The sequence below is a fragment of the Paenibacillus sp. FSL k6-2145 genome (assembly GCF_037976585.1).
GTDB lineage: Bacteria > Bacillota > Bacilli > Paenibacillales > Paenibacillaceae > Paenibacillus.
Genome location: NZ_CP150267.1, coordinates 2,979,201 through 2,999,396, shown reverse-complemented (window position 1 = coordinate 2,999,396; position 20,196 = coordinate 2,979,201). Strand labels below are relative to the sequence as shown.

The following is a 20,196-nucleotide window of genomic DNA, read 5'->3' as shown; positions in this document are numbered from 1 at the left end:
GAGCAGTTAGAAGGGATACTAAAAAACCATAACTGGTTATAGTTAAAAGCTATATCCACTTGTTAGGCAGATTTCAGTGAAACCGTCACCGACACAGTGTACCTCTATCCATGAATGTTATTAAATTTCACAACGTACGACGACGCAGCTCATAAAAATATTGTACCGCTGGATGCTTTAATTTGACCTGCTCAGACATGTTCAGAATTCGCTTTTTGCCAACTCGTCTGTCCATTAAAGCCAGAATATTAAACAAGATATCCTTGCTATCCAGATTATCCTCTATAGAAGTTGATAAATACGTCGTGGCTGCAACGGTAAAATTTGATTTACTAAGTGCGGTCTGAGCCAACAAAAGCTCTTTGGCATGTACGGAGATTTTTCTACTTCTTGCCATGACTTGAAGGCGATCTTCGGGAATGGGTCCTTTGGAATCTTTTCGAATAACTTCAATCTCTTCATCGCTCACAGGAATCATGATCTCCGGGTCGCTCTTGATCTCCTGCTCTGACTGATACCATCGGATTGGGGTTGTTGTATCACTCATGTTGAGTACATTCTTTTTATCTACAGTAATATAACAATTGCCTGATTTATCAGGTGAATAGCTATAGCTGGTGGCACGGTACTCCACACTTCCAACTAACGCAGGACTAAGAAAACTCTCCAGTTGTTGCTTCAATTTACTCCAGGACATAAATCCTCCTATTATCAAAAGCCTACCGCATGAATTGCGGCGATCATTTCAAATATTTTTCAATCCGTCTCCAGTATCAACATTCATTTAAATTATAACATAGCAAACCAAATTGATGATGGAAGAAACCCAGTTATTGGTTTTGAGTTCCCCTATGTGATAAAATTGCAGAAAATTATCTACTTACTATTAAATCATCATAGCCTACCATTGGAACTTACGTTGTTATTCACAAAGGAGAGGAAGAGTGTAATGGCTACGAAGAAAGCAACCTTACCTGCTCATATGGAAAAACTCGTTAAAGATAATGATATCGCAACCGTAAAAGAAGTCTTTGAGCAATGCGAATGGGATGCCCGCGGGGGCTACAGCAAAGGTACGGCCCTCAGCTTTCGGCATATTTCGGATGAATTGGTCCGCTGGCTGATAGAGCAAGGGGCAGATATTAATGCACGTGACAAATATCAACGCACGCCTTTACATGCCCATGCCTCACACTGGTCAGGAAATGTACCCCTGTTCCTTGAATTAGGTGCGTATCTGGACGCTGTGGATTACCAAAATGAAACACCGTTACATGCAGCGGTCAGTGGGTATCGAACCAAAGTGGTTCAAGAGTTGGTAAACCAGGGCGCTACGATTAACGTAGAAAATAAACAGGGTAATACGCCATTAGCTAAGGGCTTAGTCAATTGTAGGAATAGCGATATAGTTAATCTGGCAGAGATTGCCGCAATTCTTCTGGATGCCGGAGCATCGGTCACCCCGGATATGAAAGAATCGGTGAAGCGGATCGGGAAGGATTTTGAATTCGTCCGTGAGAAGTTCAATAAGGACAAGATCGATGAAGTTTCAGACGCGCTGATTAAACTGTACCAGTTATTTGATGTCGAGCCGGTAGCGAATCGGATCATGCACGATGGGACTACCCCCATTCAGGTAAAAGCAACCACTTGGACCAAACAGCACCAAGAGCTGTGGGAATATCTCATTCCGGCCCAAGGCCACGCTCAAACGGTGCAGGGAGAGGTCATTCGCATCACAGGACGTGTGTCTCATGAAGTATTGGATAATGGCGGTGGAAACTGGGATGCGGAGTATCGTAAGATGCTGGATTCTCTGATTCGTTACCTAGGCACTGGTGCGCCACTCGCCCCCGCACTTCTCCAAGAGGCAGCAGACTTGGTCAGCAGGCTTCGCAATGGATACGATTTTGATGCGCCTGCCAGATTATCCGAGTTGGCTGTGTTATGGGTGCTTGCCAATCCTCAACCGGTCGCGATGGAGAAGCCTGAGTATACGCGTTAAACAGCAAAGCAAAAAAAAGAAGCGGTAAATCCTCCGCTTCTTTTTTTTGCTTTTAAATCTATCTGAATCATACTCCGTATCCATGATTACGTCTTACTCTACTCCACCTGTTCATTACTTTCAAACTCATTGAGCAATTCGCGTACTTTAGAAGTGGTTTTGGCGTTCATCAAGCTGTTTCTCAGCTCACTAGCACCGCGGAAGCCACGAACATAGATTTTGAAAAAACGGGCCAGCGGGCTGAACGAACGTGGTTCAAGCTCGGAATATTGATCATGGAGATCCAAATGCAGCCGTAGCAAATCAAGCAATTCCTTACTGCTGTGTTCCTTCGGCTCCTTCTCAAAAGCAAACGGATTCTGGAAGATACCGCGTCCAATCATAATACCATCCACACCATATTGCTCCGCGAGTCTCAGGCCTGTCTCACGGTCAGGAATATCCCCATTAATCGTCAGAAGAGTATTAGGCGCTATCTCGTCACGCAGTTTCTTAATCTCCGGAATAAGTTCCCAGTGAGCGTCTACTTTGCTCATTTCCTCTCTCGTACGCAGGTGAATAGACAGATTCACGATGTCCTGTTGCAAAATATGAGTCAACCAGTCGCGCCATTCATCGACCTCAGTAAATCCGAGACGCGTTTTCACACTGACCGGCAGCCCTCCGGCTTTCGCCGCCTGAATAATCTCCGCCGCAAGGGCTGGCCGGCAGATCAAGCCACTTCCTTTTCCATTCTCCGCAACATTCGCTACAGGACAGCCCATATTAATATCGATGCCTTTAAATCCTTCTTTCGCCATACCGATACTCATCTCACGAAAGAATTCCGGTTTATCTCCCCAGATATGAGCCACAATCGGCTGTTCATCCGCTGTAAACGTCAACCGTCCACGCACACTATGGTGCCCCTCCGGGTGACAATAACTCTCTGTGTTCGCAAACTCCGTAAAAAACACATCCGGTCTGCCCGCTTCACTTACGACATGCCGGAACACAACATCTGTCACATCTTCCATAGGTGCCAGTATAAAAAATGGTCGTGGCAATTCACGCCAAAAGTTTTCCTTTGTCATCTCAAAAGCTCCTCTATACATTCCAGGACAGTCTTTGTCCTCATTAATAATAATAAAACGTAACTCTTTGCATCTGCTTGCCTATCATTTACATGATCATTCGCAGTTTCGTTGCGATTCACATTATGGTGTCCTAGCTTCTTCTTCACTTATACCATGCAAATGTAACTTTGTTCAAACAGCAGTATCTGTTATAACTTCCATTAGATCTTCAGATTAATGAAAGTTCGATGATCTTAAAATTGCCCTTTCCCGATTTTATCACGTCTTTATTAGATTTTCAGCCCGATTGCTCTTGCCGAACTGGAAAAGCTCCTCTAAAATGAAGCTCGACAGGCTTTTAACCTGCAAATCGAGATTTAAGGAGGCCTGAATTATATATGGAAATTTCACTGGATATGATCAAAGACAAAGTCGAATGCTTGCAGGCTTATGACTTCCGTGAACTGGAACGAGCGATCGAAGAACGAATCGGAATGAACAAAGCATTAATGCTACGCGTGAAGCAAGTTCAACATCAAGTAACATTTGACCCTTTTCGCAACAAGATGTTATATAGTGCAATCGTGCATTTTAATGTAGATTGATGGACCAAGATTTGAATAGTGAAAAACAGTTCACTGACGCAATTGCATTTAAGCATATCCTATAAAGCATGCAAAAAAGAAGACGCGAATTCGCTCGCGTCTCTTTCCATATCAAACTCCACTTTCTCTTGTTACAAATCTTGCTTAAACAACAACTTATAAGCAGAATTGTCACCTGTAATCATATTTTACATAGTTAAATGCAGGATCGTACCACTATACAAACAGTCACTTTTGAGGATTAAGGGGAGAATACCATGCAAGAATTAATATTTATGAAGAATTATAAAAACAATGAAGTACTGCGCAAAAGTTTTTTCGAGCTTGCTGTCAACACGTTTGAGATCAATTTTGAAGATTGGTATCAACAAGGGTACTGGGGCGAGCGTTACATCCCTTATTCATATGTCGATGGAGACCAGGTTATTGCCAACGTTTCTGTTAACATCCTTGAGCTCATCATTCACGGTGAGAAGAAAAAAGCGATTCAAATCGGCACGGTGATGACACATCCTGATTATCGGGGGAAAGGACTCTCTACACGTTTAATGAACAAAGTTTTAGCGGAATACGAGAACAAGTACGATTACATGTACCTTTTTGCCAATGAATCAGTCCTTGATTTTTACCCCAAGTTTGGGTTTAAACCTGTGGAAGAACATCTTTTTTCAATAAATTATACGGCAAAGAAATCACCTGAGCCTGCGAACATCCGAAAACTAAATGTAACTAACGCGGAGGATTTACGTCTTATCCATAGATTTGCATCCGAAAGATTACCTGTTTCGCAGCATTTTGCTACCGATCATGCTCAAGGAATACTCATGTTTTATTGCCTGAATGTCTTTAGTGATGATATTTATTACTTGGAAAACGAAAACGTCATTGTTATTTATCAGAAAGAAGACAATCATATTGAGCTCTTCGACGTTGTTAGCTTAAACGAAATGAATATGAAAGATATCTTGGATAAGATTGCAGATGAAGATACAGAGAAAGTAACCTTTCATTTCACGCCAGATGCAACAGATGATATCGTTCTAAAAAGTACAATCAGCAATGACGGCTTATTTGTAAGAACCCATGGTGAACATCTCTACCCTGTGCAAGTTAAACATCCAATAACATCTATTGCTTGATGATTTATTTAACAATTCCTACCACCTGCCATACTTAAAAAAGATCAAAAAGGAGCAGGATTTTCCTGCTCCTTCGTTATGTGAAACTCCTTACTCTCATCAAACGTAAATTTACAAGGTATAATGAAATCAGATGACCGTTCAGCATGATCTTATGACCATCATAATGAAGGAGGGGACATTCGTGGCGTTTATCCCGCTAAACTGCCCCAATTGCAACGGAAGAATTGAATACAAGAAGGATGAGGTTTTAAAGTGTCCCTATTGTGAAACAGAACTTTTATTGAAGCAAAATCATGTCTATTACGTAGACCAGACCATTAATCATTACCACGGAACGCCCCCTAAAGCACCGCTGAAGCAGACTGCCTTCGTAAAGGTAATGCTGATACTGATGTTAGTCCTAGCTGGCGCCATCGGTACATATTTTTATTATAGCAACAGCTCCACCTATCCAAAAACAGAAGCCAATCTGCCTGTGCGAAAGATGCCTGAAAGCGAGGTTTTGCTCTCATTTTTGCGAGATATCTTCGATAAAGGGTCCGCCTTGCCAACAGAGGAGGAATTAGCTCGTATTCGCTATTTAACCGTAGAGCATTCGGAGAATGATCAGTGGAAGTTTACATATAGTCTCTCCGATCCATTCAGCGATGAACAGGCCGAGAAGATCACTTATATTACTCAGGACAAAAAACTGAATAGCCAACGGATTGATCAGCGAGATTTTGAAGCTTTTAAGGGACTGACCGCATTGGACCTGACAAATACCTATGAAATATCCCAGACGGACCAAACCACTTTGGCCCATATGCCGGGATTAAAAAGTTATGGAGGCGCTTTTAACGAATCCTTCAGTACATTTTCGGGCTACTTTGGCGACAAGTCTAAAATTACGGAGCTTTCCACTCAGCTTCGCAGCAATCAGGAGTTGGCCCTACTACTGGAATTCCCCAATCTGAACTCTTTATCCATTACCTATGTGGATGAGTCCGTAACAGATTTTCACTTGTTAAACCAATTGCCAATCAAGTCCCTGTCGCTCACCTTTGTCGATGAACTCGGATGGGTGTCGTCCATGACCGGGCTATCATCCTTATCTATACAGTACAGTGAAACCACAGACCTGCAGCCGCTGTATGCCTTGACCCAGCTTCAGGAGCTTCAGTTGTCCTATTTAACGAACGTAAAGTCCATCGACTTTGTGCAAAATATGCCTGCTTTACAAACGTTAGATATCGAAAATGTAAACTTCTCCAGTCTGGAGCGCTTGGCTGGTAAAAACTCCATTACTACACTGCGCCTGGCTTCTCTAAGTCAGCTTGGTTCGGTAAAAGCAATCAATAGCCTGTCCTCTTTGCGGGAATTAACGTTGTCCGGCTACTACGAGAATGCAGAAGCGCTGACACTGCCTAAAGTAGAGCGAGTGGAAATACCAACCTCCTTTCTCTCGGGCCTGAAGGCGCCCGCTGCAACCAGCCTGACGCTCCGTGGCGGAAGCGGAGAGTTAAATTTGGCGACGCTGGGGAAATTCCCGAAGCTGAAGCAGCTTTCCCTCTGGGAGATCAGTGAAATAACCCGTCTGGCCGCCCTGGACGGCTTGTCCCGCCTGGAGACCTTAAACATTTACGACTCGTCACTGTTCAAGGAAAGCGATGCCTTATTTCGTTTGAAGCAGATCAAATCTCTGATGTGCTCCGAATGCAGGCTGAACTTTGAACAAAAGGTGGCCGCGGAGAACAGCGTGCTTGAACATTTGACCTTAGAGCAGCCATATTTCAGCATCAACAATACCTCTGTTACTGAAGTTGACCAAATGATGCCTTACTTTGCCAACATGTCCGCTCTACGTTCCTTCACTCTGCAAGACAGCAATTTGGCTTCTCTCCAATTCATGAGCAACTGGCAGGCCATAGAAGAGCTTCATCTCGAGAACAATGCCATTTCCAATATAGAGACCCTAAGCCAGCTGCCTAATCTGCAAAAGGTATATCTATCCGGTAATTCCGTGCAAAACAAATCCGTGCTTGGTACGGGTGTGCATGTATATTAATTACCAATTGGGATGATGGGAGTTTTAGACTACTGTAGTTAATGGATGGTATTGAATCAAAGACAAAAAGGGGCTCCCCTTATGCAGTTCTTCCTGCATGGGGAACCCTTTTGGTGCTTTAAATCAAGTCAGAAGCCTTCAATATTCTTTGGACGATAGCTGCAACCTCAGCACGGGTGATGTTGGCTTTCGAAGCCAGTTCATGTGCTCCTCTGCCGCTGATCACACCTGCCTCAATACTTGCAGCAACAGCGGCTTTTGCCCATTCCGACACAGCAATTGCAACTGTATACGGCTTCAGCATCTCATCGCTGTCCTTCGTCGCCAGCTTCTCCTGAAGACCTGTAATTGCCATAGCTTTGGACAAGATCACCATGGCTTGCTCACGAGTAATCTTCTCTTGCGGGCGGAAGTTTCCATCCTCAAAGCCCTCAATCAGCTTGTACTCATAGGCCGTCAGAACAGCGGAATTATACCAATCGGGAGCATCCACATCTGCAAAAGGCGCCTTTCCATCAACTGGATTCAGTCCCAACCCTTTCATCATAATCGCTGCGAATTCAGCACGTGTCATATCCGTATTTGGATTGTATAGATCGTTACCAATGCCATTCACAATGAGGCGAGAGCCCATATCATTGACAGCATCCTTAGCCCAATGATTTTCTACATCTTTGAACATCAACGGGTGCCATACCACTGAATACAGACTGTTCGTTAAGATGTTAGACGAAACAAACAAGCGGCTGCCTGATCGGCAACCGCTTTTATCGGACATGCTTATTATATGTCGTAGTTATTCGAAGGACTGTGATCGATAACGGATTGCACGACTCGTTTAACCACGGATTTCGCGGCATCCTGGGTGGACATTCCGCCGATCTCGTCCGCGTTAACTTCGATAAATCCTTTACCCCCGATGATCTCTCGAGCTGTCTCAAGTTCGCCCGCACTGATAGAATCATGGGATACCAGTGAGATCAGGCCGGCGTCGTTCAACACCTTTGCCATCTCCGCCGTGCCGCGAAGCGTTTCTCCACTGATGCTCTCAAGCAGCATCGTATGGTAACCGGATGACATTAGTCGCTTCTCCACTTCCTTGGCGAGAGCTACCGTATCCGAGCCAGCAAACCAGAGCGTAAGCGGAGATTGTCCTTTCTGCTGGGCGCGAACATCTCTCGTGATCCCCGTATCCAGCGTGGCAAATCGGCTTTCTCCCTTCAGAGCTTGATCGATGACTCCGCAAGCAGACGTCATGTTAGTGACACGATCAATGAGGATAAAACCTCCGATGCTCTTATTGTGCTCAAAGGAATCGAAGACGATCTGATCCGACAGCGTGAATTCACACTTGGCCAATTCGTTCTTAACAATTTGATCGGCCGGAACGGTATGGCCCGTGTTAATGTCAATTTTATGGGTAATCGCCGTTACAGTGCCTGGAAGAGTCTTCGTTCCGACTTTTACCCAATAATGCTTGCCCGGAGTCAGGACGGAATCGTCCATCCACAGGATCGTAGAAGCGAAGCTGTCAGCTTCTTGGACTTGATTGTCTATCGTGAGCACGCAGCCCCGCGAGACATCAACTTCGCGGTCCAGTTGTATCGTAACCGGTTGGCCAGCATAAGCCGAATCCTGAGCTTGGTCCGTCACCAAAATCCGCTTAACCTTGGCTTTCTCCCGACTTGGCAGAGTCATGAGTTCGTCTCCGACCGAAATCTTTCCAGCCTCGATCTGGCCCTGGAACCCACGGAACGTATGGTCCGGTCTGCTTACACGCTGAACCGGCATCATGAAAGGCTTCGTATCATCGGTAGTATGAACATCTATACTTTCCAAATACGGCAATAATGCTAACCCCTCGTACCAGGGAGCATTCGGCGACTGGGTTGTAATGTTGTCCCCTTCCGTAGCGGACACGGGAATGACCTGGATGCTCTTGATTTGGAATTCGGCCGTCGTTTGGATGAACTCTTCCTTGATTGCCTCGAACGTCCTCTGATCGAAGCCGACCAGATCCATCTTGTTCACAGCCAGTACGAGATGCTTGATCCCCATCAGGGCGCAGATCCGGGCATGGCGTTTGGTCTGGGTAATGATGCCTTTGGTAGCGTCCACCAGAATGATGGCTAGATCGGCAAAGGAAGCGCCTACAGCCATGTTGCGCGTATACTCTTCGTGTCCCGGTGTGTCCGCCACGATGAAGGAACGATGAGACGTCGTAAAATAACGATATGCCACATCAATGGTAATCCCTTGTTCGCGTTCGGCCAGCAAACCATCGAGGAGCAGCGAGTAGTCGATTTTGCCGCCTCGGCTTCCCAATCGACTATCGAGCTCAAGCGCGCGTTCTTGATCGGCAAACAGCAGCTTAGCCTCATAGAGCATATGTCCGATCAGCGTGGACTTGCCATCATCCACACTTCCGCAGGTAATGAATTTAAGTAGACTCTTCATGTTAGAAATAGCCCTCCCGTTTGCGTCGTTCCATGCTTCCCGCCGCTTCTTGATCGATAACCCGACTGGTCCGTTCGGAAGATAACGCACCCAATGTCTCCTCAATGATCTCATCCAGCGTAACGGCATCGGACTCGACTCCGCCCGTGAGCGGGTAACAACCCAACGTGCGGAAGCGAATCTTCTTCATCTCTACCTTCTCGCCAGGCTCAAGCTTTATCCGCTCGTCATCCACCATGATGATATGCCCGTCACGATTAATGATCGGTCTTACGTCCGCGGAGTAAAGCGGAACGATATCGATGTTCTCCCGACGAATGTATTGCCAGATATCCTTCTCAGTCCAGTTGGACAGCGGAAAGACTCGAATGCTCTCTCCCTTGTTGATTCGCGTGTTGAACAGCTTCCACATCTCCGGACGTTGGTTTTTCGGGTCCCACGAGTGATTCTTGTTCCGGAACGAGAAAATCCGCTCCTTCGCACGCGACTTCTCCTCATCACGTCTTCCGCCACCGAACGCAACCGTGAATCCGTATTTATCCAATCCCTGCTTCAGGGCTGTGGTTTTCATAATGTCGGTATATGCGGAACCATGGTCGAAGGGGTTAATTCCTTGTTGAATAGCCTCTTCATTAGAGTGCACGATCATTTCGATACCAAATTCCTTCGCCTTTCGGTCGCGGAACTCAATCATTTCCTTGAATTTCCAGGTTGTATCGATATGCATGAATGGGAACGGCGGCTTCTCGGGGTAGAAAGCCTTTAGGGCCAAGTGCAGCATGACCGAGCTGTCCTTGCCGATGGAATACAACATGACCGGTTTCTCGCACTCCGCTGCTACTTCTCTGATAATGTATATCGCTTCAGCCTCAAGTTGATCCAGATGTGTTAATTCTTGCATGGCAAGGCGGCCTCCTTTTTAATCCTCACTAAAACCATCGTATTTATAAACTTATCCTATCAGATTCCATCTTTATTGCAAAGTGGAAAAAAGTAAAATTTATGATGTCTATGTATTGGATCGACAATATTCAGCATTGAGTAGCGGTTCCTCCTGTAATAAAATTGCCTGAACGAATGATTTGTGCTGAGCTGCAAATGGAATCGGTTGGTTAACGATCTCTATTACAATCATGATTGAGGGCCATGGAATTTGAAAAAGCTGCCTCCTGTAAAGTACAGACAGCAGCTTCAATGAGTTGCCCAGATCCGGGACAGAATCACCGCTGCTTCAGCGCGGGTCAATGATTCAGTTGGTGCGATTTTGCCACCTTTTCCGTTGACGATTCCGCTTCCTACAAGGGAAGTTACACTATCCACAGCGTAAGTGGAAATGGTTGCAGCATCGGAATAAGGAGCCAGATTCCCGCTGCCGGCAGATGGCTTACCTGCTGCTTTCAGGGCTTTCGCCGTTAGAACCATCATGTCTTGACGGGAAATGCTGCTGCTGGGTTTGAACGTGTTGTCTTCGAATCCAGCACCACCTGATTGAGTTACCTTGCCTTGGCTATTCTGGAATGTTTCCTGATACACAATTTGTGAATTAGATGCCGATAGGCTATCAAGCCGCCCGGAAGAAGCAGAGCCGCTGCGAGTAACCCGGAAACGACCTGCTTAAATGATTTCCTCATTCGAAGCATTCCCCCCACACCAAATTTTTTATGGAAGAGAATTCTTACTCCAAATTAAAGGGGAATCTTAGTTTTTTACAGCACTATACCAAGTCTGATGCTAGTATGGACATGCTCTTCATCCCGCTGATCAGGCCTCGGCAGATAAATTCAAGAATCGATTTAGAATAGATTAAAAGACAAACTGACAAAAAAGACGCTGGGTAAATTTCTTCCCAGCGTCTTTCATTTCTTTATCATCTGTTAGTCTTCTTCGGTTTAGAGCCTTAAGCATATTTGCGGTAATTCTGCTTCGAGTACTCTGTTATATAAACCAAGGATATTTGCATCAGACGATAATCTCTTAGATATCAATTGTTCTTAGTATCTGTAATTATCCCTCACCAACATCGCTACACTCTCCACATGCACCGTATGCGGGAACATATCCACTGGCGTTACCTCAACCGTGCGATATCCACCATCCTCCAGCACACGTAGATCACGTGCCAAGGTGCTTGGATTACAGCTCACATACACCACTCGCTCCGGCTTCATCTCCAGGATCGTTTCCAGCAAACGTGGATCGCAGCCTTTACGTGGCGGATCGACAACGATCACGTCGGCCTCGATGCCTTGTTCTTTCCAGCGTGGAATAACGTCCTCTGAGGCACCAACTTCGAACTTCACGTTTCGCATCTCGTTCAACAACGCATTGCTACGCGCATCTTCGATGGCCTCAGGCACGATCTCCACTCCGTACACCTGATCCGCATGTTGCGCGAGGAAAAGAGAAATCGTTCCGATGCCGCAATAGGCATCAATTACAGTTTCTTTGCCGCTCAGTCCAGCGTACTCTACCGTTTTGCCATACAGTACTTCCGTTTGCACCGGATTCACCTGATAGAACGAACGCGCTGAGATCGCAAACTGCACATCACCAATATAATCATAGATTACATCCCGGCCCCAGAGGACGCGGGTCTCATCGCCAAAGATGACATTGGTCTGCTTCTTGTTCACGTTCTGGCAGATACTCGCCACATGCGGAATCACTTCACGAATACTGCCAATCCATTCGTCTTTGTACGGAATGTCTCGACCATTCGTAACCAGAACAAGCATCATCTCGCCTGTACGGAATGCCTTCTTCACGACCACGTGACGCAACAAGCCACGACCTGTCTCTTCGTTATAAGCACTGATTCCAAAATGGTTGCCGATCTCCTTCACCTTAGCGACCACTTCGTCATTGTGCTCATGCTGAATGAGGCAACTTTCCATATCGATGATCCGATGGCTTCCTTTGGCGTAAAATCCTCCTACCAGGCCACCCTCGGTCACACCAATTGGCACCTGTGCCTTATTCCGATAGCGCCATGGGTCGTCCATACCCATTGTAGGCAGTACGCGGATGGCGTGTTCCGTATCTTCTTCGTTCATGACACCTTCAAGACGAAGTCGAATACGATTACTTCCAATCATCTGTGCTTCATTCGCCTCACCAACTGAATCGTCATTCTGCACACGTTGTTTTGCACTTTCTTCATTTTCCTGCACGTTGGATGCCACCGTTTCCGCATCCTCCACCATCACGTTCAACTTGCCGATCCGTTGCAAATTATCGACCACCAACTGGCGTTTCCACGCAAGCTGTCCGGCATAGCTCATATGCTGGATCTGGCAGCCGCCGCACTGATCGTAGATCGGGCAAGGCGCGGACACTCGATCCGGGCTTGCTTTCACGATTTCCAGCAGTTTGGCGTAGCCATACTGCTTCTTGGTTTTCATCACGCGCACACGCACGGTTTCACCTGGAAGCGCACCCTGCACAAAGAGCGTGTATCCATTCGCACGACCTACACCCTCACCGTCATGGTTCATTCCAATGATGTCGATGACGGTCTCTTCATTTTTGCTAACGGGCAGTCCTTCGACTGGTGCAGATTCACGCGTTCTTCCCTTTGGACGAACGGCAGAAAGAGATGCGCCTTGTGGCCGCACCTCTTTTCCCTGCTGACGTGTAGATGGACGAGATGATTGACTTGGCTGACGGGACGCTGAAGCGTTCCCTTGCCCCTGAGAGGCAGCCGAATTCCGGCGGTTTTTTCCACGACCGCTGCGGTTCGTATTAGACAACGTACATTCACTTCTTTCTTCTTATATGGTATCACATCAAAAATAACGTTCCGAATTTCTAATGAACTTCAGAAACGTTATATCATCTTCGGATGGTGTTTTCCGATCTTTTTCGGTCATTTTCTCCAAAATAACGACGCTGAGATTCGTTAGATTCGCAGATTCGGCGATTTCGCCACATTAAGGCTTTCTGAGTTCGTTAAGCTCAACGCATGGTGACCACATGAGATTATACGCGATCCCACCGTACACAGCAACTGGAAAATCTACTTCCATCTCCCCTTACCGCAGAGCTGAATCCAACACTCCTCACCACTTGTGCGATGCTCTGCAATCACTACTTAGGCATCGTTGCTTTTCAGCAAGCGACCACATTCTCCGCCAAGTGCCAAGTTTAACGATACAGCATCAAATGATGACGCAAATTTGTAAACGTTGCTGGCAGCGTGCCGCCCAACTCTCCATCGAGGTTCAATTGTACATATCCCGGGGACGTAACTTCCATATGACTCGTCTGGAAATGAACCACTTTCTTGTCGTTCAGATGTTCCCCACGCAGTGCAAGCGTTACGAGGCGGATCATATCAGCCAAATTACATTTCCTCACGCAAATGACATCGAACAGACCATCATCAATGGTTGCACCCGGAGCCAGCTTCTCGAAGCCACCGACCGAATTGGTATTGGCGATGAGGAATAACATGAATTCATCATGAATCTCTTCCTGACCGTCGGCGCGAATAATCAGCTCCTGAGGAGACAGACTCGCCATTTTCTCAATACCCTTCATATAATAGGCCAGTTGCCCAATCATCGTTTTCAGACGACTTGGTACTTCATAGGTCAGTTCAGTCAATGAGCCACCACCAGCGATGTTGATAAAATATTTATCATTTGCTTTGCCCAGATCGAGCGGACGAAGCTGCTGGTTAATGACCAGATCCACGTAATCTTCCCACTGTCTCGGAATGCCGAGTGCACGCGCAAAATCATTCGTCGTTCCCAAAGGAAACACACCCAGCGGAGGACGGTTCTCCCGCTCGGCCATACCGTTAATCACTTCGTACAACGTGCCATCGCCACCAGCAGCAATAATCATGTCATATCCGCGTTCAATCGCAAGTTCAGCTTCCCGGGTTGCGTCACCTTCACCCGTTGTTGCGTGACATGAAGCTTCAATACCACCTTGATCCAAACGCTGCAAAATATCAGCCAGACGTTTCTTCATTTCTTCCCGGCCTGAGGTCGGATTATATATTAAGCGAGCTTTTTTCATCTCATACGCCACCTATTCCACATTATCCATGAGTCTAAACGACCTCATATTCTTACGTTGCATCAGTCCACAAAAGGGCATATTTTTTACACAATAATGAATCTGTGTTCATTCTGCTCTAATCTTTCGTCTTACCTATATCTATGCATCAGGAATTCCGTCTCATTCCAAAGCCTTTAACTCCTATCATATCATCAAATGTAAAGATGTCCTAGCCTGTAATCCATAAGTATATTTTTTCATATAGGTACCTACTAATCCATCCATTACCCAATAAACCTCACGCACCGATCCTGAATCTTCCCCACTACCTTTTATGTAAAATAGTCTCATTAATCAACCATTCTGCCCGCTTGGACAGGAATTAGTCTTCGATTTCGATGATCTTCATATGATTATGACATAGATATGCTACAAATTTACAAATCTTAAGATAAAAAGATAAATAATATAAATCTTTTTCCAATATAGTTTTAGTGCACCCTCTACTTAGCACCACATCATACCCTTGAAGGAGAAGTGTAAATGAAAAAAATCGTGTTAATGCTCATGGTTTCGCTTATGGCCTGTATTCCTTGGGTTACCACTGTTGAAGCGGCAGAAATTAATCATGATCAGGTTGTCGGATTTCAGGAAGTCTCACCAGTCACCGTGACACAACAAGCGGCCAAGCGTTTTCAGCCATTTCTAAAAGTCTATCATGGATGCGTGCCTTTTCCCGCAGTGGATCAACAGGGCAATACCAGCGCTGGCTTGAATACGTCCGGGTCATCGAATGGAAACTGTAGCTCAAGTACAGGCCAGATCTACTCCCGCTCCGCATGGCACAATGGGGTGTGGGCAATCATGTATTCGTGGTATTTCCCAAAAGACTCCCCTTCCTCTGGACTCGGCCATCGTCATGATTGGGAAGGTATCGTCGTGTGGGTAGACAATCCGGCAGCGGCCAATCCCCAAATCCTCTCCATTGCCTATTCCGGTCACGGACAGTTCACCAACGTCACACCGAGCAATACCAATACACAAGGTAACCATCCGTTGATTTCCTATAATAGTACCTGGCCGCTGAACCATGAGCTTGGCGTTACCAACACTGTTGGGGGAACACAACCTTTAATCGGATGGGACGACCTGACTTCTGCCGCACGAAATGCGCTCAATACGACGAACTTTGGCAGTGCCAACGTGCCTTTCAACGATAACAATTTCACCAACAATTTAAATAAAGCCTGGTTCAGATAAGAAAAAAAAGAAAATCCCCTTCAAGTGAACAGCTCATTTGAGGGGGATTTCGTTATGAAGTTATCGTAGTATCCCGGAACCTGTTTCACTTCTTCAGCCAATCTCAAAATCCGATTTTTCTGCCTGCACGCAGCTGTTTGTACCAGAAATACACCGTGCAACCCACACAATAACCCAGCAGAGCCGCGCTTGCAGCCGCGAGAAGCATAATGGAGAATACATAACCTGCGGCTACCCAGCCAAGCGAGAACGAGATGAGTGCCAGAGACAGGAAGAGCACAGCCAGAATATTGTTGAATCGCTGCAGCTCCACCGCCTGCGTCTCTGTCCCTTTACCAGTTAACACAGCTTTCCCAATCTGCACAAACAGATTAAGCTTTCCACCAGAAGCCAGACCAACCACCTGAATGACCCACAACACGCCCAGAACTACAATTGGATTGAACACAAACGAGAGTAAAACAAACAATACAATACCGACCTGATTTGCTTTCACATAGCGCATGGGCACTTCCCGCATCTGTATATCTCCTTATCCCCATTTTATTAGTTGGTTTTATTGTAGTCGGTATGCAGGGAATGAGCAACACTTCATTTAAGGGGAGTAAAATCTCTTTTCAGCACATCCCAATGGGGAGTCGGGGTGCCTGTTGTCTTTTTCCAATCGTTAAATGCATTATTTAACGCCTCAATCTCTCCAAAAGAACCCGCAATCAGCTTATGAATTGGAAGAACACTGTATATCTTCAACAGAAGGTACAACATCCGTTGATGCTTGCGAATCATTTTAGCCTGAATCTCCGGTATAATCGTTATGCCCATAGCCTCAAGAACACTAAAACCTTCATCCATCGCCCCAATCATATGTTGGATTTTCTTTCTGTTCCCGTCCAACTTGATCAACTCACGCTCCTCATTAAAGCTCACCGCATTAAGCATCAGAATGGGGATGATATGGCTTTTCAGCCAGGCATCAATATCACTCAGAACATTCAACTTGTATTTTACATGTTGGAAAGCTTGATCCAGCAAAGGTTTAAATCCTATCTCTCCGTCCAGACTGCCGATTACCATTTGTCCGCTGCCTCCACCGACCGATAACATGCGGTCCTTTTCCCGCTTACCTCCACTCACCTGGAATCCAAATGCGACCTGTTTTGCCACCTTACTGTTTTCCACCAAATAGTTTTGCATGCTTCGTGCATCTGCGTTGTTTCCCACAATCACAATATTGCTGCTCTGATTCTCTGCCAGAATAGGTAACACAGAAGGAAAATCGTTATATTTCATGACAACAAAAATCAGATCATATTGGTCATCCACTTCCAACGTTCTGGCTACCCGAACCTGATCAACTGTCGTTTTGAATTGAAACATATGCCGGATGACGATTCCATCCTTCTCCAGCTCCTCTGCCCGCTTCCCTCTAGCCAGAATAGTAACATCATTGCCGCCGCGTACCAGAATGTGCGCCAGTTGACTGCCCAAAACACCTGCCCCATACACTAATATCTTCATTGTTTATCCCTCTATTTCATATTTTATCAATATTCGTTGCTTTATGAACATTTGTTGATAAAATAAGAGTAACAAAGCACCTACTGTGCTTCAATCGTTAAAATATCCGTTTTTGTTGAATAATCAACGAATGATTCCTTATTGTTGAAAACCATCATAGGAGGGGCCATGGACAGACGAGTACTCAAGACACGAAAGGCGATAATTGAAGCTTTTGTGGGGTTACTGGAGGAACAGGATTTTGAGCAAATTACGATAAACGATATTGCTGATCGGGCTAATGTAAATCGAGGAACCATCTATTTGCATTACGCTGACAAGTTCGACCTGTTGGATCAATGCATTGAGACCTATTTGCAGCAGTTGTTGGATGCCTGTATGATCGAAAGCTCTACTACAACACCCGTTACAGCCAAGGATGCGCTGCTCAGAACTTTCCGTTATCTGGAACAGCATGCCTCTACCTATACTACACTTCTAACCAAAAAAGGTATTCCGGCATTCCGTAGTAAGTTGATGGGATTGTTGGTCCAAGGAGTGGAGGAACAGATGGATGCCTGTGGCATTCAGGAGGGTATGAAAAAAGAGATTACCATACAGTTTCTTGCTTCCGCTGCAGTCGGTCTTCTGGAGTGGTGGATAATGAATTCCATGCCTTATCCGGCCGAGGAGATCGTTGACCAATTAATAAGTTTACTGGAGCTACATCTGCAATTGCACGCACCCATTAATGGATAAACTAATCCTCGCTCAAGTGATCTACAACAAACAAAAACCACGTCCTTCGACGTGGTTTGATTGTTTATGAAGCTATGGAGTTCAAATCAATTGGTGCGACATTACTGCGAGCGATGTGATCACACACCTATGCCAAAGCGATCATTTCAAGAAGAAGCTTTAACCTCATTACATCTCTCCAGCAAAATCTGGATCTGGCGCTCCAGCCACTGCACAAGCAATGGATGTGGCAACAGTGTCTCACCGCTGTACACATAGTTCAGTTCCTGTAGCCGATCCGGAATAACGTTCCTCGTGAAATAACCGGCACTCAAAAACAGCGGCGCCACAATGACTCGGTTCCCCCGCTCTTCGCTCCAGTACTTCACTTTGTTGTACACACTCTCCGGATTCAGCAATGCATAATCCGTATGGGCTACACCACTAACTTCCTGCACACGCTCTGCAAGGGAAGAAATTCCGGCTTCCCAACGCTCGCGAAAACCATCATGAATACTCCCATGGCCTACCAGCAAAATCGTTTCCTTCTCCGGTTGCTGCGACAACAATCGGACTTTGTCCCACACCATCACGGCAATATCCGGATCGTTATCCACTGGATAACCAAAGTGAACCCGAGCCTTCACATCGAACGATTCCAGATCCGTTTCGCGATCAGGTGTTTCCTTTGCACCAATGGCATATTCAATTTCATCCACATGTGTACTCCCGGACGAAACAAATAGAGGTACGACCAGAATATCGGTTACGCCTTGTGCTTCCAGTCGGTCGATACCGTCCTGGATCAGGCGTCCTTCCACAAGTTCAAGAAAACCGGCTTCAACCGGTAATGGAACAGGCAGATTCAACCGGGAGATCGCGTCATCGACGGATTCCACCCAGGTCTGCTCCTGTGAACCGTGACTGATGATGAGTACACCCGGCTTCTTCATGTTAGCGTCCCAGGCGTTCCAGCGTCATTTTATAACCATCATTGCCGTAATTCAGGCAGCGTTTCACACGTGAAATTGTAGCTGTACTCGCACCTGTCTCTGCTTCAATCTGGTTATACGTATTGCCTTTACCCAACATACGAGCCACTTCCAGCCGCTGGGACATGGATTGGATCTCGTTAACTGTGCAGAGGTCATCAAAGAAAACATAACACTCTTCAATATCTTTTAGCGTCAAAATAGCCTCGAATAGTTGTTCAATGCTTTTATCATTTAGCTTTTTCAGCTGCATTTCATCATCATCCCCTAGCGGTTACTGTGTACCTACATTGTACTCACCCTGAGTTGGTATTTCAAGCGTTACCGATTTCACGCACTACAGAATAAAAATACATGTTACCGCTTACAAAAGGTACTATTGTCCTCCCCTCGCGTACATCGGGCGAATTTAACGCGCTATTTCCCAGTTTTCACCTGTATATATCCGATTACTTATGTAGGATTTCAATCCTCCTAAATGTTACAATTTTGTGTCTAAACTTCATTTTACTCTTCGTGAACCTGCCATCATAGATGCGCCCAAATCCGCAAATATCCCGTTTTCCGGGATACCCGCCTACGCCGTCTCTCCGCGAATGACATACAGTATAACAAAAGGGAGTTCCACAAGGGTCTATGATGTACATCTGTCATGCAACTCATGGAACGCAATTCCGAAATCCAATAGAAGGAACGTGATCGTTCATGCCACAGCATTATTATCACCGCCAGCCAGCACCAGGGCAGCGTCCGTCTTCTCATGCTCATCGGCAGGCACATACTTCTGCCTATATGCCGCCCGGTGTGGTTCCGCGGTCTTTAAATGAAACTCAGATTCAACCGATGTATCCTGGCGTAGAACCCCATTACCCGGGCTTCGGTGAAGTCGAAGCTTCTGCAGTCGTACCCTATGGGCAAGGTGTGGCTGGCGGGAACTTTTATGGAGGTGGAGCTCAGGTGGTTCCCCCTGCTCCGGTACAGGCGCCTGCTGCTACAGGCAGTTCCGGGTTTTCGTTAGCCAACATCGGTGAGTTAAAAGGAATGATTGACCGCTTCGGCGGAATTGACGGGATTATGAGTGGAATAGGCAAAATGCAGAAGGTCGTTGGTGGTATCCAGCAGATGGCTCCGATGATGAAACTCGTTATGGGCATTCTGCCTTTTGGAAAAGGAAAATCGAATAACAGCGCAGCTGATGCAGACTATGAAGAATATACGCCGCCCCGGAAACGTAAAAGCAAACGTCGGAACAAAACAACGAATGCTACACGTCGCCGCAATACAACTCCAGTCCGCCGCAAATCCAATACCACCAAGCGCCGTCCCAAAAGTCGCAAAGGTTAAATTCATCCAGGCACCCCCTTACAGAAGGTGGGTGCCTTAACACCGTT

Annotated in this window: 19 protein-coding genes; 7 read left to right on the top strand and 12 right to left on the bottom strand. The window is 46.0% G+C overall.

Features of this window, described 5'->3' with window-relative positions; genetic code table 11:
• Nucleotides 1-127: 127 nt before the first annotated feature.
• The gene (locus NZ043_RS13345; RefSeq protein ID WP_133387359.1) at nucleotides 128-697 is read right to left on the bottom strand and encodes a hypothetical protein; all 570 of its coding nucleotides are present in this window, start codon (nucleotides 695-697) and stop codon (nucleotides 128-130) included.
• A 252-nt stretch (nucleotides 698-949) separates the two neighbouring features.
• Between NZ043_RS13345 and NZ043_RS13340 the strand changes: the two genes are divergently transcribed.
• Nucleotides 950-2,005, top strand: a complete 1,056-nt coding sequence (locus NZ043_RS13340) for an ankyrin repeat domain-containing protein (protein WP_339312154.1) — start codon at nucleotides 950-952, stop codon at nucleotides 2,003-2,005.
• Between the two features lie 98 nt (nucleotides 2,006-2,103).
• Here NZ043_RS13340 and NZ043_RS13335 read toward each other — a convergent pair whose 3' ends face one another.
• Nucleotides 2,104-3,078, bottom strand: coding sequence for a tRNA-dihydrouridine synthase (locus NZ043_RS13335; protein ID WP_076329554.1), 975 nt, complete (start codon nucleotides 3,076-3,078; stop codon nucleotides 2,104-2,106).
• Between the two features lie 380 nt (nucleotides 3,079-3,458).
• On the opposite strand from NZ043_RS13335, the gene NZ043_RS13330 reads away from it, so the two are divergent.
• The 3 genes from NZ043_RS13330 (at nucleotide 3,459) to NZ043_RS13320 (ending at nucleotide 6,854) form a co-directional block, all read left to right on the top strand.
• The gene (locus NZ043_RS13330; RefSeq protein ID WP_076215046.1) at nucleotides 3,459-3,665 is read left to right on the top strand and encodes a DUF2536 family protein; all 207 of its coding nucleotides are present in this window, start codon (nucleotides 3,459-3,461) and stop codon (nucleotides 3,663-3,665) included.
• Nucleotides 3,666-3,922: 257 nt separating this feature from the next.
• The gene (locus NZ043_RS13325) at nucleotides 3,923-4,804 is read left to right on the top strand and encodes a GNAT family N-acetyltransferase (RefSeq protein ID WP_339312151.1); all 882 of its coding nucleotides are present in this window, start codon (nucleotides 3,923-3,925) and stop codon (nucleotides 4,802-4,804) included.
• A gap of 283 nt (nucleotides 4,805-5,087) precedes the next feature.
• A complete protein-coding gene (locus NZ043_RS13320; protein WP_339312148.1) occupies nucleotides 5,088-6,854 on the top strand; it encodes a leucine-rich repeat domain-containing protein in 1,767 nt (588 codons plus the stop codon).
• 118 nt (nucleotides 6,855-6,972) lie between these two features.
• Here the strand turns inward: NZ043_RS13320 and NZ043_RS13315 are convergent, their stop codons facing one another.
• From NZ043_RS13315 to NZ043_RS13290, 6 genes are all read right to left on the bottom strand, one after another.
• Nucleotides 6,973-7,536 (bottom strand): S-layer homology domain-containing protein, encoded by a 564-nt coding sequence (locus NZ043_RS13315; RefSeq protein WP_240768326.1) that lies wholly within the window; start codon nucleotides 7,534-7,536, stop codon nucleotides 6,973-6,975.
• 101 nt (nucleotides 7,537-7,637) lie between these two features.
• Nucleotides 7,638-9,311, bottom strand: a complete 1,674-nt coding sequence (locus tag NZ043_RS13310) for a GTP-binding protein (protein ID WP_091038831.1) — start codon at nucleotides 9,309-9,311, stop codon at nucleotides 7,638-7,640.
• A gap of 1 nt (nucleotide 9,312) precedes the next feature.
• Nucleotides 9,313-10,212 carry a sulfate adenylyltransferase subunit CysD gene (gene cysD, locus NZ043_RS13305; RefSeq protein WP_339312144.1) on the bottom strand — a complete coding sequence of 300 codons (900 nt, stop codon included), beginning with the start codon at nucleotides 10,210-10,212 and terminating at the stop codon, nucleotides 9,313-9,315.
• Nucleotides 10,213-10,502: 290 nt separating this feature from the next.
• Nucleotides 10,503-10,844, bottom strand: a complete 342-nt coding sequence (locus tag NZ043_RS13300) for an S-layer homology domain-containing protein (protein WP_240768327.1) — start codon at nucleotides 10,842-10,844, stop codon at nucleotides 10,503-10,505.
• A 458-nt stretch (nucleotides 10,845-11,302) separates the two neighbouring features.
• Complete coding sequence (gene rlmD, locus NZ043_RS13295; RefSeq protein WP_339312141.1) at nucleotides 11,303-13,060, bottom strand: 23S rRNA (uracil(1939)-C(5))-methyltransferase RlmD; 1,758 nt, start codon at nucleotides 13,058-13,060, stop codon at nucleotides 11,303-11,305.
• A gap of 394 nt (nucleotides 13,061-13,454) precedes the next feature.
• Nucleotides 13,455-14,336 carry a diacylglycerol kinase gene (locus tag NZ043_RS13290; protein WP_047840512.1) on the bottom strand — a complete coding sequence of 294 codons (882 nt, stop codon included), beginning with the start codon at nucleotides 14,334-14,336 and terminating at the stop codon, nucleotides 13,455-13,457.
• 525 nt (nucleotides 14,337-14,861) lie between these two features.
• Here NZ043_RS13290 and NZ043_RS13285 point away from each other — a divergent pair.
• Nucleotides 14,862-15,578, top strand: coding sequence for an NPP1 family protein (locus NZ043_RS13285; protein ID WP_133387371.1), 717 nt, complete (start codon nucleotides 14,862-14,864; stop codon nucleotides 15,576-15,578).
• Nucleotides 15,579-15,681: 103 nt separating this feature from the next.
• Here the strand turns inward: NZ043_RS13285 and NZ043_RS13280 are convergent, their stop codons facing one another.
• Together NZ043_RS13280 and NZ043_RS13275 are read right to left on the bottom strand one after the other, a co-directional pair.
• The gene (locus NZ043_RS13280) at nucleotides 15,682-16,098 is read right to left on the bottom strand and encodes a DUF4395 domain-containing protein (RefSeq protein WP_133387372.1); all 417 of its coding nucleotides are present in this window, start codon (nucleotides 16,096-16,098) and stop codon (nucleotides 15,682-15,684) included.
• Nucleotides 16,099-16,169: 71 nt separating this feature from the next.
• On the bottom strand, nucleotides 16,170-17,096 hold the full coding sequence (locus NZ043_RS13275; RefSeq protein ID WP_339312138.1) for a 2-dehydropantoate 2-reductase N-terminal domain-containing protein: 927 nt from the start codon (nucleotides 17,094-17,096) through the stop codon (nucleotides 16,170-16,172).
• A gap of 168 nt (nucleotides 17,097-17,264) precedes the next feature.
• Between NZ043_RS13275 and NZ043_RS13270 the strand changes: the two genes are divergently transcribed.
• On the top strand, nucleotides 17,265-17,834 hold the full coding sequence (locus NZ043_RS13270) for a TetR/AcrR family transcriptional regulator C-terminal domain-containing protein (protein ID WP_091038820.1): 570 nt from the start codon (nucleotides 17,265-17,267) through the stop codon (nucleotides 17,832-17,834).
• 146 nt (nucleotides 17,835-17,980) lie between these two features.
• On the opposite strand, the gene NZ043_RS13265 is transcribed toward NZ043_RS13270, so the two are convergent.
• Entirely contained in the window at nucleotides 17,981-18,766 is a 786-nt protein-coding gene (locus tag NZ043_RS13265; RefSeq protein WP_133387374.1) for a CbiX/SirB N-terminal domain-containing protein, read from the bottom strand.
• Between the two features lies 1 nt (nucleotide 18,767).
• Nucleotides 18,768-19,058 carry a YerC/YecD family TrpR-related protein gene (locus tag NZ043_RS13260; protein ID WP_017690665.1) on the bottom strand — a complete coding sequence of 97 codons (291 nt, stop codon included), beginning with the start codon at nucleotides 19,056-19,058 and terminating at the stop codon, nucleotides 18,768-18,770.
• 452 nt (nucleotides 19,059-19,510) lie between these two features.
• On the opposite strand from NZ043_RS13260, the gene NZ043_RS13255 reads away from it, so the two are divergent.
• Nucleotides 19,511-20,149, top strand: a complete 639-nt coding sequence (locus NZ043_RS13255) for a tyrosine protein kinase (RefSeq protein WP_133387375.1) — start codon at nucleotides 19,511-19,513, stop codon at nucleotides 20,147-20,149.
• Nucleotides 20,150-20,196 lie beyond the last annotated feature (47 nt).

Coding starts and splice junctions, on each gene's coding strand:
- NZ043_RS13345 (WP_133387359.1), bottom strand. CDS start 697: ATGTCCTGGAGTAAATTGAAGCAACAACTGGAGAGTTTTCTTAGTCCT.
- NZ043_RS13340 (WP_339312154.1), top strand. CDS start 950: ATGGCTACGAAGAAAGCAACCTTACCTGCTCATATGGAAAAACTCGTT.
- NZ043_RS13335 (WP_076329554.1), bottom strand. CDS start 3,078: ATGACAAAGGAAAACTTTTGGCGTGAATTGCCACGACCATTTTTTATA.
- NZ043_RS13330 (WP_076215046.1), top strand. CDS start 3,459: ATGGAAATTTCACTGGATATGATCAAAGACAAAGTCGAATGCTTGCAG.
- NZ043_RS13325 (WP_339312151.1), top strand. CDS start 3,923: ATGCAAGAATTAATATTTATGAAGAATTATAAAAACAATGAAGTACTG.
- NZ043_RS13315 (WP_240768326.1), bottom strand. CDS start 7,536: ATGTTCAAAGATGTAGAAAATCATTGGGCTAAGGATGCTGTCAATGAT.
- NZ043_RS13310 (WP_091038831.1), bottom strand. CDS start 9,311: ATGAAGAGTCTACTTAAATTCATTACCTGCGGAAGTGTGGATGATGGC.
- cysD (WP_339312144.1), bottom strand. CDS start 10,212: ATGCAAGAATTAACACATCTGGATCAACTTGAGGCTGAAGCGATATAC.
- NZ043_RS13290 (WP_047840512.1), bottom strand. CDS start 14,336: ATGAAAAAAGCTCGCTTAATATATAATCCGACCTCAGGCCGGGAAGAA.
- NZ043_RS13285 (WP_133387371.1), top strand. CDS start 14,862: ATGAAAAAAATCGTGTTAATGCTCATGGTTTCGCTTATGGCCTGTATT.
- NZ043_RS13280 (WP_133387372.1), bottom strand. CDS start 16,098: ATGCGGGAAGTGCCCATGCGCTATGTGAAAGCAAATCAGGTCGGTATT.
- NZ043_RS13275 (WP_339312138.1), bottom strand. CDS start 17,096: ATGAAGATATTAGTGTATGGGGCAGGTGTTTTGGGCAGTCAACTGGCG.
- NZ043_RS13270 (WP_091038820.1), top strand. CDS start 17,265: ATGGACAGACGAGTACTCAAGACACGAAAGGCGATAATTGAAGCTTTT.
- NZ043_RS13265 (WP_133387374.1), bottom strand. CDS start 18,766: ATGAAGAAGCCGGGTGTACTCATCATCAGTCACGGTTCACAGGAGCAG.
- NZ043_RS13260 (WP_017690665.1), bottom strand. CDS start 19,058: ATGCAGCTGAAAAAGCTAAATGATAAAAGCATTGAACAACTATTCGAG.
- NZ043_RS13255 (WP_133387375.1), top strand. CDS start 19,511: ATGCCACAGCATTATTATCACCGCCAGCCAGCACCAGGGCAGCGTCCG.